Annotated in this window: 14 protein-coding genes and 6 tRNA genes; 8 read left to right on the top strand and 12 right to left on the bottom strand. The window is 71.0% G+C overall.

Annotated features, from left to right (window positions below):
* Positions 1–2: 2 nt before the first annotated feature.
* From EV562_RS19555 to EV562_RS19525, 7 genes are all read right to left on the bottom strand, one after another.
* Complete coding sequence (locus EV562_RS19555; RefSeq protein ID WP_133888083.1) at positions 3–2,741, bottom strand: Tat pathway signal sequence domain protein; 2,739 nt, start codon at positions 2,739–2,741, stop codon at positions 3–5.
* Positions 2,742–2,874: 133 nt separating this feature from the next.
* A complete protein-coding gene (locus EV562_RS19550) occupies positions 2,875–3,474 on the bottom strand; it encodes a hypothetical protein (RefSeq protein ID WP_133888082.1) in 600 nt (199 codons plus the stop codon).
* A gap of 12 nt (positions 3,475–3,486) precedes the next feature.
* A complete protein-coding gene (locus tag EV562_RS19545) occupies positions 3,487–4,398 on the bottom strand; it encodes a carbohydrate ABC transporter permease (RefSeq protein WP_133888081.1) in 912 nt (303 codons plus the stop codon).
* Positions 4,395–5,393: a sugar ABC transporter permease gene (locus EV562_RS19540; RefSeq protein WP_166661887.1), complete on the bottom strand. Its 999-nt coding sequence runs from the start codon at positions 5,391–5,393 to the stop codon at positions 4,395–4,397. Before EV562_RS19540 ends, EV562_RS19545 begins: the two co-directional genes overlap by 4 nt.
* A complete protein-coding gene (locus tag EV562_RS19535) occupies positions 5,393–6,694 on the bottom strand; it encodes an extracellular solute-binding protein (protein ID WP_133888079.1) in 1,302 nt (433 codons plus the stop codon). The genes EV562_RS19540 and EV562_RS19535 overlap by 1 nt, the downstream gene beginning before the upstream one ends.
* A 457-nt stretch (positions 6,695–7,151) precedes the next feature.
* Positions 7,152–7,223 (bottom strand) — tRNA-Val (locus tag EV562_RS19530).
* Between the two features lie 78 nt (positions 7,224–7,301).
* Positions 7,302–7,754, bottom strand: coding sequence for a TIGR02611 family protein (locus tag EV562_RS19525; RefSeq protein WP_133888078.1), 453 nt, complete (start codon positions 7,752–7,754; stop codon positions 7,302–7,304).
* A gap of 191 nt (positions 7,755–7,945) precedes the next feature.
* On the opposite strand from EV562_RS19525, the gene EV562_RS19520 reads away from it, so the two are divergent.
* Both EV562_RS19520 and EV562_RS19515 read left to right on the top strand, forming a co-directional pair.
* Entirely contained in the window at positions 7,946–8,359 is a 414-nt protein-coding gene (locus EV562_RS19520) for an SsgA family sporulation/cell division regulator (RefSeq protein WP_004002642.1), read from the top strand.
* 298 nt (positions 8,360–8,657) lie between these two features.
* Positions 8,658–9,218 (top strand): CGNR zinc finger domain-containing protein, encoded by a 561-nt coding sequence (locus EV562_RS19515; protein WP_133888077.1) that lies wholly within the window; start codon positions 8,658–8,660, stop codon positions 9,216–9,218.
* An 88-nt stretch (positions 9,219–9,306) separates the two neighbouring features.
* Here EV562_RS19515 and EV562_RS19510 read toward each other — a convergent pair whose 3' ends face one another.
* Together EV562_RS19510 and EV562_RS19505 are read right to left on the bottom strand one after the other, a co-directional pair.
* A complete protein-coding gene (locus EV562_RS19510) occupies positions 9,307–9,486 on the bottom strand; it encodes a hypothetical protein (RefSeq protein ID WP_133888076.1) in 180 nt (59 codons plus the stop codon).
* 189 nt (positions 9,487–9,675) lie between these two features.
* Entirely contained in the window at positions 9,676–10,128 is a 453-nt protein-coding gene (locus EV562_RS19505; RefSeq protein ID WP_133888075.1) for a hypothetical protein, read from the bottom strand.
* Between the two features lie 191 nt (positions 10,129–10,319).
* On the opposite strand from EV562_RS19505, the gene EV562_RS19500 reads away from it, so the two are divergent.
* On the top strand, positions 10,320–10,844 hold the full coding sequence (locus tag EV562_RS19500) for a DsbA family protein (RefSeq protein WP_166661886.1): 525 nt from the start codon (positions 10,320–10,322) through the stop codon (positions 10,842–10,844).
* 35 nt (positions 10,845–10,879) lie between these two features.
* Here EV562_RS19500 and EV562_RS19495 read toward each other — a convergent pair whose 3' ends face one another.
* The 3 genes from EV562_RS19495 to EV562_RS19485 form a co-directional block, all read right to left on the bottom strand.
* On the bottom strand, positions 10,880–11,704 hold the full coding sequence (locus EV562_RS19495) for a GNAT family N-acetyltransferase (RefSeq protein WP_166661885.1): 825 nt from the start codon (positions 11,702–11,704) through the stop codon (positions 10,880–10,882).
* A 63-nt stretch (positions 11,705–11,767) separates the two neighbouring features.
* Positions 11,768–12,589, bottom strand: coding sequence for an aminodeoxychorismate lyase (locus EV562_RS19490; RefSeq protein ID WP_133888072.1), 822 nt, complete (start codon positions 12,587–12,589; stop codon positions 11,768–11,770).
* Positions 12,586–13,650 carry a chorismate-binding protein gene (locus EV562_RS19485; RefSeq protein ID WP_133888071.1) on the bottom strand — a complete coding sequence of 355 codons (1,065 nt, stop codon included), beginning with the start codon at positions 13,648–13,650 and terminating at the stop codon, positions 12,586–12,588. Before EV562_RS19485 ends, EV562_RS19490 begins: the two co-directional genes overlap by 4 nt.
* A gap of 177 nt (positions 13,651–13,827) precedes the next feature.
* On the opposite strand from EV562_RS19485, the gene EV562_RS19480 reads away from it, so the two are divergent.
* The 5 genes from EV562_RS19480 to EV562_RS19460 all read left to right on the top strand — a co-directional run bounded on the left by EV562_RS19480 (position 13,828) and on the right by EV562_RS19460 (position 14,285).
* A tRNA-Gly gene (locus EV562_RS19480) sits at positions 13,828–13,900 on the top strand.
* A 38-nt stretch (positions 13,901–13,938) separates the two neighbouring features.
* Positions 13,939–14,012, top strand: a tRNA-Cys gene (locus EV562_RS19475).
* Position 14,013: 1 nt separating this feature from the next.
* A tRNA-Val gene (locus EV562_RS19470) sits at positions 14,014–14,085 on the top strand.
* Positions 14,086–14,121: 36 nt separating this feature from the next.
* Positions 14,122–14,193: transfer RNA gene (locus EV562_RS19465), tRNA-Val, on the top strand.
* 20 nt (positions 14,194–14,213) lie between these two features.
* Positions 14,214–14,285: transfer RNA gene (locus tag EV562_RS19460), tRNA-Val, on the top strand.
* Positions 14,286–14,419: the final 134 nt, after the last annotated feature.

Here is a 14,419-nt window from a genome sequence, read left to right as displayed (position 1 = left end):
GGCTACGGCATCCTGTCCCCCAGGAGTGCGAGGTTCTCGATGGCGGCTAGACCGTAGAGCGCGGTGTCGTTGGTGGACACCCAGCCGGCCTCGCTGCCCGGGACCAGGGTGACGGGGCCGCTCAGGGGCTCCGTCTTCCAGGGGGCCGACTCCTTGTAGCCGTCGGAGTCGTAGAACTTCTGCCACGCGCGCGCGGCGAGCTTGTCGTCGCCGGTCCGCACCGCCGCGTACGCGTCGAGGCGTGAATGGCCCTGGAAGAGGATGAGGCTGCCGAAGTCCGAGCCGTAGCGCGCCGCCTGTTCCGCCTTGCTCGCGTTGAAGTAGCGGCAGTAGTCGTAGTACGCCTCCTCGAACTCCGGCATGTCGACGAGGTCGATCAGTTCGGCGCACAGTTCGTTCAGACCGAAGACCGCCGAGAGGTGGGAGACCTCGACCTTCGGCGCGTCGGCGACCGCGAACTCGCCGGTGTCCAGGTCGTACAGGCCGCTGCCCTGGACGAAGCCGTTGGGCTGGGCGGCGATGGTCTCCATGGTGGACAGGACGCGGTCCCGGGCCTTCTCCCACTTGGGGCCCCTGCGTTCCCACTCGGTGAGCCACGCCGAGACCAGGCCGCTCCAGTCGGTGCCGAACCCGACCGACAGGGCGTTGCGGTCCGGGGTGTAGGGCTCGGTGCGGACCTTGCGGAGCGGGTCGAGGGCGAGGAAGGTCTCGTCGGAGTCGACGTTGGCGTGCATGAGGTCGCCGACGCGTTCGTCGGCGGTGAGGAAGTAGTAGAAGCGCCGGTAGGTGGTGTTGGCGATGCGTTGCTGCTTGGCGCTGTCGGCGTAGTGCTGGACGCCGTGCCGGGTGCCGAGTCCGGCCCATGCGCCGAGATGGTAGACGTCGACCTCGCCGGTGTGCCGGGTCATGGCCTCGGCGAAGCGGAAGATGTCGGCGCGGCCGGAGCGCAGGTAGGCGTACCAGAGCCAGAGGTCCGGGGAGAGTTCGGAGTTGTCCCAGGCGTAGCCGCCGACGTCGTAGCGCCAGACGTGCCGGGCGGTGTCGTAGGTGTGCATGATGTCGCCGTAGTCCCAGAAGCCGTACCAACGGCGTTGCTCCACCTGGTCCTTGTAGTAGGTGAAGAGGAAGTCGAGGTGGTCCTCGATCTTGGCCTTGGCGGGGGTGGAGCGGTCGGGCCTGGCATAGAGGCCGGGACCGAAGACGCCGGCCTTGATGAGCTGCTCGGGCGGGGCGGCCAGTTGGGGCAGTACGCGCACCGCCCCGATCTGGTCGGCGAGCGTCTCGGCGCTCGGGGTGGCGGCGTTGGCCCAGAACAGCAGTTCCGAGGTGCGGGCGATGCCGTAGGGGGTGCCGAAGCCGGGTTCGTAGTCCTCGTAGGTGATGTTGAGGCCCTCGATCTGCTCGGGGAAGGTGTCCTGGCCCATGCCGTCGTGGTAGAAGCGCAGGTCCATGGGCTGGGCCTCGGGCGACCAGAGCCAGAGGGTGACCTCGGCCTCGTCGGTGTGGGCGTCGCGGATGTCGAGCTGGGCGGGGTACTTCTCCCAGAAGTCGCGCAGGCCGAAGGAGAGGCCGCCGCTCGCGCCGCCGACGTACCCGAAGCCGGAGGCACGCCGGCCACCGCCGGCGCCGATCCAGCCGTGTCCCTTCTTGGTGCGCTTGCGCAGGGTGAAGCCGTCGGCGGAGAGCTGGGAGAGGGTGTAGTCGCCCCACTCGGGGATGTACGGCAGGCGGGTGGTGACCCGCTGGTCCCAGGTGGCGGGGTCGGGCAGCTTCTCGCCGGCGAACTGCGCCGCCTGGACGGCCGCCCCGGGGTCGCGGCGCAGTCCGGTGATGCCCTTGACGGCTTCCCGGAGCAGGCCGGTGCCCTCGCCGCCGAGGCGGATGTGGCGGTCGTAGGCCGCGTCGCGCATCGGGACGGTGAAGCGGACGCCGAGGCCGCGGACGAAGTCGCCGCTCGCCTTGCCGGGTTCCTGCTCCCCGTCGAAGGTGACGGTGTGCACCATGCGGAACGAGTCGGCGCCCGCGTAGAAGTAGAGCCGGACGGAGAAGGGGAGCCGGCCGTGGTGGCCCTTGCGGTGCTTGCCGTCGACGCGGACGACGGCGCGGACCGGGCCCTCCTGCTCGACCGTCACGTCGTCGACGGTTCCGTCGAAGCGCTCGTACTTCACCGTGCCCTGGTCACCGTCCTCGATCTCCGGCTGGCGCAGCAGGACCAGGCGGCCGTTCTTCGCGATCTCGGTGGCGCCCCGGGTGACCGACTTGATCAGGGTGGATCCGGAGGTGCTGATTCTCGCGGTGACGACGCCGGTCGATATGTCGATGGTGCCGCCGTGCCGGTCGACGGTGACCTTCTTGGCGGGGGCGGCGGGGGTGCCGGCGGCCAGGGTGAGCTTGCCGCTGCCCGAGCCGACGGCGTGAGCGGTCCACTTGAGGGAGCCGTCGGGCCACTGGGCGAGCGGCCAGGACTGTACGGGTACCGCCTTGCCGTCCGCGTCCGTGACGGAGAACGGCTGGTCCTCCCGGAAGGTGCCCCTGGGCCAGGGGACGCCGACGGTGGTGCCGGGGGCGGCGCCGAGGCCGCCCTCTTCCAGCCAGGCCAGGGTGACGGGTCCGTCGTCGGCGACCGGGGCGCCGGCGGGCGCGGCCTGCGCGTTCCTGGTGCCCAGCGCCCAGCTGAACTGGGCGGCGGCGCCGGCGACGGCGGCCGCCTTGAGGAGGGACCTGCGGGGGATGGGGGACATGGCCTTTCCTTTCCGTGCGGATGAGCAAGGTGTCAAGGGCATGACAGAGGACGAGCGGTGACGGAAGCAGCGGCCTCGGTGCGAAGGGGCGGCCGCCGCGACGCACGCGACCGCCCCCGTGGGGGGTGCCGGGTCAGCGGCGCCGGGGGCGTTCCTCCACCGCGACGGCCGCCGCGGCGACGGCGCCCAGGACGGCGACGGCCAGCGGGGCGCTGAACCAGGCGGAGCAGACCACGACGGCCAGCCCGCCGACGAGGAGGAAGGAACCGGCGGGGTCGAGCACGGTGCGCCGGCCCGCCCGGGCGAGCAGCGACCGCCAGGAGGCGCCGGGGCGCCAGTCCGCCGCGGCGCGCAGCCCCGCGACGGCCGCGCCGATCAGGGCGAGGACGCCGACGGCGCCGACCGGCTGCCCGCCGGGCAGACCGTCCCGGACGGCCCGTACGTCCACCCAGACGACCGCCAGGGCGGCCCAGCCGGCCACCCCGACGAGCCACCCGTGGCGCACCGCCGCCCGGAAGTCGGCGGCGAACTCCCGCCATCCGCCGCTCTCGTGGGCCAGCCGGCGCGCGAGGTGCCGCGACCCGGCCGCGAAGGCGGCGGGGTAGGTGACCACCGGCAGCGCCGCCACGGCGATCCACACGCCGGTGAGCAGGCATTCGGCGAACAGGGCGAAGCCCTGGGCGAACCGGGACTCCCCCGGCCGGGTACGGGCCTTCACACGCGCTTCGGTCATCGCAGTCCCACCTCAGCCCTTCAGGCCGGACGTCGCCATGCCGTCGATCAGGTAGCGCTGGAAGGCCAGGAAGAAGGCGAGGACCGGCAGCAGGGCGACGAGGGACATGGCGATCATGCCGCCGTAGTTCGCCAGGCCCTCCTGGTCCACGAACATTTTCAGGCCGAGGGAGATCGTGTACTTGCCGGGCTCGTTGAGGTAGATCAACGGGCCCATGAAGTCGTTCCAGGAGTTGATGAAGGTGAAGATCGCGCTGGTGATCAGCGCCGGCCGGCTCAGCGGGAGCACGATCGACCAGTAGATGCGGAAGTGCCCGCAGCCGTCCAGCCGGGCGGCCTCGTCCAGTTCCCTGGGCAGGTTGCGCATGAACTGCACCATCAGGAAGACGAAGAACGCCTCGGTGGCCAGGTACTTCCCCAGCAGGAGCGGGGTGTACGTGTTGATCATGTCCAGGTTGCGGAACAGCACGTACTGCGGGATCAGCAGCACGTGGTACGGCAGCAGCAGCGTGCCGATCATGAGGGTGAACAGCAGGTTGCGGCCGGCGAACCTGATCTTCGCGAAGGCGTACGCGGTCAGCGAGCAGGAGACCACGATCCCGATCACGGATCCGACGGCGAGGACGAGGGAGTTGACGAAGAACGTCGAGATCGAGATGTCCGCGATGCCGTCGGCGAGGCTCGTGTAGTTGGACGTGATCGGGTCGCCCGGGAAGAGGTCCAGGCTGCCGACGATGTCGCCGCTCTCCTTGAAGGAGCCGCCGATCACCCAGAGCACCGGGTACAGGATCACGGCGAGGATCGCCAGCGAGCCGATGTGCCAGGCCAGCGACCCGGGCAGCCCGCGCCGCGGCGCGGGCGCCCGGCCGGAGCGGGGACCGTCGGCCTCGGTGGCCGGTGTGACGTCGGTGGCCTGCGCGCTCATCGGCCGCCCTCCTCGTAGTGCACCCAGCGCTTCTGGGACCAGAACAGCACCGCGGTGACCAGGGCGACCGCGATCAGGAGCATCCACGCCATGGCGGAGGCCAGGCCCATGCGGCTGTTCTCGAAGCCCTGGACGTACAGGTAGCAGGTGTAGACCATCGTGCCGTCGGCGGGACCGCAGGCGTTGCCCCCGGCGCCGCCGCCCACGATGTAGGCCGAGCTGAAGATCTGGAAGGAGTGGATGGTCTCCAGCAGGACGTTGAAGAAGAGGACCGGGGAGATCATCGGCAGCGTGATGTTCCAGAACTGCCGCAGCTTCCCCGCCCCGTCCACGTCGGCCGCCTCGTACAGCTCGCGCGGGACCTGTTTCAGACCGGCCAGGAAGATGACCATAGGGGCGCCGAACTGCCAGACGGTCAGCGCCACCAGGCTGTAGATGATCAGCTCCGGGTCGCCGGTCCAGCCGCCGGCGTCGATCCCGAAGAGCTGCTGGGTACGGTCGACGACGGCGTCGTCCGAGAAGATCGCCTTCCAGACGATGGCGACGGACACGCTCGCGCCGATCAGGGACGGGGCGTAGAAGGCGGCCCGGTAGAAGGCCTGCCCGCGCCGCTTCTGGGCCAGCAGCAGGGCGACGCCGAGCGCCGCGATCAGCTTGATCGGCGTGCCGACCACGACGTACCACAGGGTGACGCGGACCGAGTGGCGCCAGCGGGGATCGCCGAACATCTCGGAGAAGTTGTCCAGGCCGATCCACCGGGGGGCGTCGAACAGGTTGTAGTCGGTGAACGCGAAGTAGAGCGAGGCGGCCATCGGTCCGGCCGTCAGCAGCAGGAATCCGGCGATCCAGGGGGACATGAAGAGGTATCCGGCCAGGTTCTCCCGGCGGCCGTGCCGCTGCGGTCCGGTGCGGCGCGGGGTCTTCACCGGACCGTGCCGCGGCTCGGAGACCGCCGGGCCCTCCGTCGCGGGGGCGTGTGTCACGGCGCTTCCCATCAGCCGGCGAGAGCCGTCTTCGACTCGGTGAAGAACTGCCCGACGGCCTCCTCGACGGACCGCGAGCCGAGCGCCATCTCCTCGGCGATGCGCAGGAAGGCGGCCTCGCAGATGTCGGCCCCGTTCGGATGCGGGGTGATCTGCTCCAGGACTCCGGCCTCGACGAGCGACTCCTCGTAGGCGGCGATGGCCTTGTTGACCGGGTCGGTCGGCCGGTAGGCGTCGTACTGGGCCTGCGTGGTGGGGACACCGCGGTCGTAGCCCATGATCTTGGCGACCTCGGGATCGTGGACCATGAAGTCGATGAACTGCGCGACTTCCTTGGGATGCTGGGTGCGCTTGTAGGCGCTGAGCATCAGCGAGCCGAGGTACTGCCCGGTCCTCTTGCCGTCCGTGGTCGGGATCGGCGCGATTCCGTACTCGCTCTTGCCTTCGGAGGTGTAGCGGACGGTGAAGTTGTCCCAGGTGAACTCGCTGCCGGCCAGCTCCGCGGAGAGCGCCGACTTGGGCTTGATCTGGGCGACCTTCTTGGGATCGGCGAACAGGCCGGACTTCACGTCCTTCTCCGCCTTGGTCCACCAGGCGGTCAGGTCGGCCTCGGTGAAGCCGAGTCCGTCCTCGGTGAAGAAGGCCTTGCCGTGCTGACGCAGGTACAGGTCGTAGAGGTACATGACGCCGTACATCCCGCTGTCGCCGGCCCGGCCGACCCTGTCGCGGACCTTCGTCATCGCCGCGTCGAAGTCGTCCCAGGTCCAGCCCTGTTCGGGCTTGATGCCGGCCCGGGTGTAGACGTGCTTGTCGATGACCAGGGCCATCGAATTGGAACCGACGGGAACGCCCAGGAGTTTGCCGTCGATCTCGCCGAACTTCTCCAGGCCCGCGCGGAATCCGTCCATGGAGAGGTTTCCCGCCTCGACCTGCTTACCGAGATCGAGCAGGACGTTCTTGGCACCGTATTTGCGGAGAAATCCGATGGCATTCTGGAAGACGTCCGGCGGATTCCCTCCGGAGGCTTGGGTGTTGAACTTCTTCCAGAAGTCGGTGTACGGCTGGAAGTCGGTCTTCACCTTGATCTTCGGGTACTTCTTCTCGAAGAGCGCGATGGTCCTGTTGATGCGTTCCGCCCGGTCCTCGGCGCCCCACCAGGAGTAACGGATCGTCACCGTTCCGTCTCCGGAGCCGCTGCCGCCGCCGCACGCGGTAGCCGTGGCCCCCAGTCCCGCGACGGCCAGCGAGGCCCCGGCCGCCTTGAGGATCGTCCGCCTCCCGGTCTGCCGTTCCGCATTCCCGCCCTGCTGCATACGAGCCTCCCCGCGACGCCGCGTCCGCCTCATGAATCGTTTCAAGTAAGCGCTTGCTGGCACAAGGTACGGAGGCCCCGGGGGCACGTCAATGATTCGGACAGGAATTCACCGGCGGCGGGCGGCGAGAACTGCGACGCGCGTCCGGCGGGCCACCGCCCACGGCGGGGGGAACACCCAGGTCCGCGCGGCGTGACCGACGGGCCGAACGCGTCCGAGCACACCGGCGGGAGCGACGCGGAAGGTCACGGTTGAGTGAAGGCGGACGGAAACGGAATGCGCGCGCTTCTCGTGCGCCCCGCACGCGGGCGGCACACCGGTACGGCAACGCGCACACGGCGGTACCGCCGATGAGCACCGCGCAGGCGGGCGGCACAGGCCCAGGTGCCGCACCCGGCTCAGCGCACACGCAGGCGGCCCGGCTCACGATCGTGAGCCGGGCCGCCTGCTGATCCGGTGGGCGATACTGGGTTCGAACCAGTGACCTCTTCGGTGTGAACGAAGCGCTCTCCCACTGAGCTAATCGCCCGGACGCAGGAAGAACATTACCCCATGTCACAGGCGCCCGTGACCAGCGGGGGCGGCGACGGCACACCCCCGCGGGCGATCACTGGTCCTTGATCTTCCAGGGCATCTGGAGACCGAACTTCCACAGGTAGACCCCGGCCAGCACGGCGATGATCACCACGCCGATCGAGGTCAGGATGATGTTCCGGCGTCGCACCCGCGGATCGAGGGCACGCTGCGCCGCCTCGGTGACCTTGCGCTTGGTCCAGCGCAGCACCAGCTGGGCCCAGACGAACTCGGTCGCCCAGATCGCCATGCCACCGAAGATCACGACCCAGCCGGGTCCCGGCAGCGGCAGCATGATGATGCCGGCCACCACGACCGCCAGGCCGACGACGAAGACGCCGACCTGCCAGCTCACGTGCAGCGCACGGCGCGCCTTGATGAATTCCGGTGCCCGCGAACCGAGCGCCCGCTCGGCCGCGGCCTCGTCCGTCCCCGAACGGTCCTCGGCCACGGCTGCCTCGCCGGGCTTGTTACTCCCCGTGTTCATACGGCCAAACACTACCGGAGCGAAACCTGTCACCGGAATGGGTGCAGGACCCGAACGGCCACTCGGCCGGAAGAGTTACCTAAACACACGCAAAACACTCAGAGGGGTTTACAACGGCACCGTAGGTGGCATGTCGATTTCGCCGACGTGCGAATCCCCGAGCGCACACTGAGCGAAAGGCCCTGGCGCTTATGAACACCACGGTCAGCTGCGAGCTGCACCTGCGCCTCGTTGTGTCGAGCGAGTCCTCCCTGCCTGTCCCCGCAGGCCTGCGGTACGACACGGCCGACCCCTACGCCGTGCACGCCACCTTCCACACCGGAGCCGAGGAGACCGTCGAGTGGGTGTTCGCCCGCGACCTCCTCGCCGAAGGTCTCCACCGACCGACCGGGACCGGCGACGTCCGTGTCTGGCCGTCCCGCAGTCACGGCCAGGGCGTCGTGTGCATCGCTCTCAGCTCCCCGGAGGGCGAAGCGCTGCTCGAGGCCCCGGCGAGGGCCCTGGAGTCCTTCCTGAAGCGCACAGACGCCGCCGTGCCCCCCGGCACGGAACACCGGCACTTCGACCTCGATCAGGAGCTCTCGCACATCCTGGCGGAAAGCTAGGACGGGGCCCCGCCCCAAGCCGCCCGTCGCCGTCGACTCGGGGTGACGGCACGGGCCAGGACAACCGCATAGGGCACACACCGGCGTCGCCGCCGCGGATCACCGCGGGGGCGGCGCCGCGTGCGTTCGGGGGCCGCGCCGTCGCGTGAGGGGTGGCGGGAACGAAGACGGGCCGGCCCCCGTTGTAGGGGCGACCGGCAGACGGGGCGGGCTCGCGCCGGATCGCCCGCCGCGCGAGCCACTACCATCGGCCAGCATCGGCGGGCGCCCGCCCGACCCCCAGGCCAGGGAGCGAAACGTGCTGATCACCCACGACACCCGGTGCGCGCTCGACACCGTGGTGGCTCTGGTGAACACCGTGCCGGAGGACGAGTCGGCTCCGGACGGGCTGCCGGACGTCCCGGCCCTCCAGGAATTCGTGGGAGCGCACGACATCAGCGACGTCGGCGTGCTCTCGGAAGTCGACCTCTCGGCGGTGCGCCGGATCCGCGGGCGGTTCGCGGCGGTCTTCGCCGCCCCCGACGCCCGGACGGCCGCGGGGCTGATCAACGACCTGGTCGCGGCCGCCGGCACCACGCCCCGGCTCACCGACCACGACGGCTACGACTGGCACATCCACTACTTCGCGCCCGGCGCCTCCGTGGCGGACCACCTCACCGCGGACTGCGGGATGGCCCTGGCGTTCTTCGTGGTCGCCGGGGAGCAGGAGCGGCTGCGGCGGTGCGAGGCCCCCGACTGCCGGCGCGCCTTCGTCGACCTGTCCCGGAACCGCTCGCGGCGGTACTGCGACAGCCGCACCTGCGGAAACCGCCTGCACGTGGCCGCCTACCGGGCCCGGCGCAAGGAGGCGGCGGGCTGACGCGCTCGGCGGAGGACCGGGACGGGTGGGGGGTGCGCGGACGGCGACGCGGCCCCCGGCGGGTGACGCCGGGGAGCGCGGGTACGGCTCACAGCAGCAGCAGATCGTGCAACGAAGCCATGAGCAGCAGACACCCGATCACCGCAAGGAAGATCATGAGCGGTGGCTGGGAAAGGGCGAAGAGGCAGCCGCGTGGTGGGTCCTGCTGCCGCGCGGTTTCGCTCTGTCTCGTGTCCAGCTGGGAGTCCAGCTGAGTGGTGTCCGGCATCTCGCCGCGATGATGACGCAGCCGACGGGGTCCACGCGATCAACACGCTCATGGCGACCGGGAGTTCGTTGAATGTCGCAAGATCCGGTCACATCGTGATCATTCCGGAGCGCGCGCTGTCGGCCTCGGACCGCTGTGTCGTTTCAGTCCGCTCGGCCGGCCACGGCCGTCGCGTGCGGGCGCCGGTCCTCAGATCCCGTGCTTCTTGAGGATGGCCTCGATGTCGCTGAAGTCGTCGTCACCGCCCCGGGCCGCCTTCGCGGGCCTCGGTGCGGGCTCGGCGGCGGGGCGGGAGCCCGAGCCGAGGGAGGGCGCGGAGGCTCCCGGAGCCACCGCGTCGCGCCGTGCCGCGGCCCGGGCCTCCTTGCGTTCCTTACGGGTGCCGCCTCGGCGGCGCTCCACGGCACGGGTGGTCATGAAGAGCACCCAGGCCACGCCGAGCACTCCGAAGCCCGCCCAGGCGACCGGGCTGAAGGCGGTGTCGGCCAGCCACTCGACGACTCCGGTCATCACCAGGCCGATGGGGACCAGCGAGTAGGCGGCGACCCGGGCGGCGGTGAGGAAACGCCTGCGGTACGCGGTGACCGCCGCGATGCCCAGGCCCGCCGCGGACACCGCGGAGCAGACGGTCTCGGCAATCATCCGGTCCTCCAGGGCTGGGCTCGGTCGGGCATGAGTACGTCGTCCCTTCCATCCTGCACCGTCCGCCCGCCGCGGGGCCATGCCGGGAGACCGGGATCAGGGAGATCTCGGGGTCGGCTCCTCCGCAGGTGCCGGTGGGCGGCGTACGACGCCGGTTGGGGCGGCCCGCCGCGGGCTGGGAGAATGGGGGCATGAGCGACTCCTCCCCCGACCGTCCCGCCGCGCCCGTCCTCGACGTCTGGTGCGAGCTTCAGTGCCCGGACTGCCGTACCGCCCTGGACGACCTCCGTGCCCTGCGCGCCCGCTACGGCGACCGGCTGGAGGTGCGGCTGCGGCATTTCCCGCTGGAGAAGCACAAGCACGCCTTCGCCGCCGCGCAGGCCGCCGAGGAGGCCGTCGCCCAGGGCAAGGGCTGGCCGTACGCCGAGGCCGTCCTGGGGCGGGTCGCGGAGCTGGACCGCCAGGGGGAGCCGTTCCTCATCGAGGTGGCCAGGGAACTGGGCCTGGACGCGGAGGAGTTCGACACGGCGCTGATCGACGGCCGGCACATCCTGATCGTCGACGCCGACCAGGCCGAGGGCAAGGCGATCGGCGTGACCGGCACGCCGACGTACGTGATCGGCGGCGAGCGCCTCGACGGCGGCAAGAGCCAGGAAGGGCTGCGCGAGCGCGTCGAGGAGATCGCCGACCGGCTGCTGGCCGAGCGGCAGGGCTGAGAGCGGGACGGGCGGCGGAACACGGCCGCCCGCCGTCAGAGCAGCGGCTTGCCGTAGCTGTACCGCGTGGTGCGGTAGCCGAGCGACTCGTAGAGCCGTTCGGCCGCGGTGTTCCCGGCGAAGACGTTGAGGCCGATCAGCGAGTGGCCTGCGGCTGTCGCCTGGGCCTCGGCCAGCAGCATCAGGGTGCGTCCGTGGCCCCGGCCCCGGTGGGCCGCGTCGGCCTCGACGTCGAAGACGAAGGCCCGGTCCTCGCGCAGCGCCAGCCACAGGATCCCGACCCGCTCGCCCTCCTGCTCCAACACGCTGAACAGCATGTTCTCGGTGGCCGCCCCCTGGGGCAGCAGCACCTCGTGATCGCGGCGGGCCTTCGCGCGGGCGTCCTCCTCGGGCACGCCCCGCTCCATCCAGGTACGGGCGTACTGCTCGGCCTCGTACGCCTGCCAGGCGGTGAATTCGTCCGGTGTCATGGGCCGGGCCCGGCTGCCCGCGGGCAGGGTGGGCGGGGTCTCGCCGAGCGGCTTGGCCATGGTGCGGTTGCGCAGCACGTAACCGAGCGCCTCCGCGAGCCGCGTGCCCGCCTCGGAGTCCGCGTCGACGGATGCCTCGATCAGCCGGCAGCCCCAGCCGCGTGCCACCTCCTCCGCGGCGAGCGCGGCCACGGTGCCGCGGCCGCGCCGGCGGTCCGGGCCGTCGACGCGCAGCTTGTGGATCACGGCCACCGAAGGACCGAGTTGGGGTGAGGTGCCGAGGTGCAGTACGCCGACGGGACGGCTGTTCACACACACCTGGTAGTGGCGCGAACGGGTCCCGTCGGCGGCGCGCTGGAGCGGCTCGGTAGGCCGCAGGGTCGTTGTCATCACGGCAGTTCTACCCACCGGGCACGCGAACGGCAGCCGAATATCGGCGGCTTCGCGGGTCGGTCACGGATCCAGGTCGTCCCCGGACCGCTCCTCGAAGACGCGCATGGCCTTGGCGGTGACCGGCCCGGGGGCGTTCGGCAGTTCACGGTCGTCGACGCGGTGCACGGCCTGTACGTCGCGCAGCGTGGAGGTCAGGAACACCTCGTCGGCGCGGTCCAGGACGTCCAGCGGGAGGTCCGTCTCGCGGGCGCCGGTCCACTCGGCGGCCAGGGCGCGGGTGATCCCGGCGAGGCAGCCGGAGGCGACCGGCGGGGTGTGGATCTCGCCGTCGAGGACGACGAAGACGTTCGACCCGGTGCCCTCGCACAGCTGTCCCACCGTGTTGCCGAACAGTGCCTCGGTGGCGCCCCGTTCGCGGGCCCGGGCGAGGGCGACCACGTTCTCCGCGTACGAGGTGGTCTTCAGGCCGGTGAGCGCGCCGCGTTCGTTGCGGGTCCACGGGACGGTGATCACGGCGGTGGAGTCGGGGCGGCGGCCGGTCTCGCCGAGGGCGACGACGAGGGTCGGGCCGCTCTCGCCGCGGTCGGAGCCGAGGGGGCCGTGGCCGCCGGTGTAGGTGATGCGCAGCCGGCCGAGCGGCATCGGGTTGGCCTCGATGACGGCGGCGCAGGCACGGCGCACCTCGTCCAGGTCGGGGTCGGGCAGGCCCAGGCCGCGGGCCGAGCGGGTCAGCCGGTCCAGGTGCCGGGTCAGCGCGAACGGCCTGCCGTCCACCGCCTTCACCGTCTCGAAGATGCCGTCGCCCACGGTCAGCCCGTGGTCGAGGACGGAGACGCGGGCGGCCCCGATGTCCTGCAACCCGCCGTCGAGCCAGATCTTCACGTCGCCAGCGCCTCTCCACTCTCGTTCGCCTCGTACACCCCCGACGCTACCGCGAGCAGCCGGGACGCCTTGAGTTCGGTCTCCCGCCACTCGCCCTCCGGGTCGGAGCCCCAGGTGATGCCGGCGCCGGTGCCGAAGCACAGCCGCCCGGCACCGCCGTCGGCGGACCGCTCGATCCAGAAGGTACGGATGCCGACGGCCAGCTCGGCGGTCCCCCGGTCGGCGTCGACCCAGCCGACGCCCCCGCAGTACGGGCCCCGGGGCGCGGTCTCCAGTGCTTCGATGATCCGCAGGGCGCTGGACTTGGGGGCGCCGGTGACGGAGCCGGGCGGGAAGGCGGCGTCGAGCAGCTGCGGCCAGCCGGCCTCCGGGGACAGTTCGCCGCGCACCGTGGACACCAGGTGGACGAGGCCGGGGTGCTTCTCCACGACGCACAGGTCGGGCACCGTGACCGTGCCCGTGGCGCCGACCCGTCCCAGGTCGTTGCGGACCAGGTCCACGATCATGACGTTCTCGGCGTAGTCCTTCTCCAGCAGGTCGGCCTCGGTCCGCCCGGTGCCCTTGATCGGCCCGGACTCGACCGTCCGGCCGTCCCGGCGCAGGAACAGCTCGGGCGACGCGGTGGCGATCTCGACGCCGTGCCCCGGCAGCCGCATCGTCCCGGCGTACGGCGCCGGGTTGCCGCGGGCGAGCAGGGCGGTGAGCGCGTCGACGTCGGCGCCGGGGCCGATCGGCGCCGTCAGCACCCGGCAGAGGTTGGCCTGGTAGACCTCGCCGGCGGCTATGTGCTCGCGGATGCGCCGCACGGCCGCCGTGTACGCCGCGCGGTCGAGCGACGACGTCCAGTCGCCGAGGGCGGGGCCGCGCCAGGCGCCCGGCAGCGGCGCGGGCACCGGCTCGGTCCGCACGTCCGCGAAGCGTGCGCAGGTCAGGCGCCCTTCGAAGTCCGCGCAGACGGCCCAGAACCCCTCGGAGTCGAGGGCGGCGGGATCGCTCGTGACATCGAGGAGACCGGTGGCGAGCCGGCCGCCGAAGCGGGCGAGAGGAGGGAGGTCGGGCACACTGCCGAGTCTAGGCCGGTGGCCCCGGGGTGACCCGAACGTGCCCTTCCGGGTGCCCTGACCAGGCCCGTGGGCGGACGCACCGCAGCACGCTGCACAAACGCGTTTTTGTGCTGGCTCCGGAATCCGCTAGAGTTCATCACGTCGCCGGGCCGCGCAAGCGGACCGAACCGACAGGCGGACGTAGCTCAGTTGGTAGAGCGCAACCTTGCCAAGGTTGAGGTCGCGAGTTCGAGCCTCGTCGTCCGCTCGCAGGAACAGGGGGCCTCCCGGGCCTCCTACACTCCTGGTGGAGTGGCCGAGAGGCGAGGCAACGGCCTGCAAAGCCGTCTACACGGGTTCAAATCCCGTCTCCACCTCCAAGGACGATTAGCTCAGCGGGAGAGCGCTTCCCTGACACGGAAGAGGTCACTGGTTCAATCCCAGTATCGTCCACTGGTCCGCAAGGATCACCGATCCGTACGGATCCCCGCGCGATTAGCTCAGCGGGAGAGCGCTTCCCTGACACGGAAGAGGTCACTGGTTCAATCCCAGTATCGCGCACGCAGCACTCGCACCATCCCGGACGATTAGCTCAGCGGGAGAGCGCTTCCCTGACACGGAAGAGGTCACTGGTTCAATCCCAGTATCGTCCACACCGAACGAAGCCCCGGCCGTCGAGACGGCCGGGGCTTCGTCGTGCGGGGCTTCGTCGTGCGCGGGCCCCGCCCGGCGGGCCCCCCCCCGCCGGGGAGCGGGGGAGAAGGCATCGGGCGGAGCTGGTGTGTCG

The organism is Streptomyces sp. BK208 (assembly GCF_004364245.1).
In the GTDB taxonomy this organism is placed as follows: Bacteria; Actinomycetota; Actinomycetes; order Streptomycetales; family Streptomycetaceae; genus Streptomyces.
The sequence above is the reverse complement of the archived record's forward strand: the minus strand, read 5'-3'. Positions and strand labels throughout refer to the sequence as shown.